The following is a 468-nucleotide window of genomic DNA, read 5'->3' as shown; positions in this document are numbered from 1 at the left end:
TGCTGAGTCAGCAGATGTAATAAAGAATGATGCAATTAATAATAATGCAATCAACGATAAAACAATACCAAATGGCACATGATTAAACACTCCAAATAGCTGTGTTTCAGGAGTCATATCAAAAATTTCTTTGTGTTTCTTACCTGTCTCGATGCCTAATACACCAAAGACACTAAACCATACAAAACTAACAATTGCTGGAACTAGCAAGACACCAGAAATGAACTCTCTAATTGAACGTCCTTTTGAAACTCGTGCAATAAACACTCCAACGAATGGGCTCCAACTTAACCACCAACCCCAGTAATAAAGTGTCCATGAAGACATCCATTCACGTTTTTGAGGATTTAAAGCAGCTGTATCAAAACTATTAAACAAGAATGTGTTTAGTAAACTACCCGTAGAGCTAGTTAACATATTTAAAATAAGGACAGTTGGTCCAACAATTAAAGCAGCTACCATTAAAAT

1 protein-coding gene is annotated in these 468 nt (G+C 35.3%); it reads right to left on the bottom strand.

Annotated features, from left to right (window positions below; all coding sequences use genetic code 11):
* The coding region (locus KDK95_RS38890) for a BCCT family transporter (protein ID WP_212522642.1) at positions 1–468 on the bottom strand (468 nt) is incomplete at both ends.

Source organism: Actinospica acidithermotolerans, assembly GCF_018139625.1.
In the GTDB taxonomy this organism is placed as follows: domain Bacteria; phylum Actinomycetota; class Actinomycetes; order Streptomycetales; family Catenulisporaceae; genus Actinospica; species Actinospica acidithermotolerans.
The sequence above is the reverse complement of the archived record's forward strand: the minus strand, read 5'-3'. Positions and strand labels throughout refer to the sequence as shown.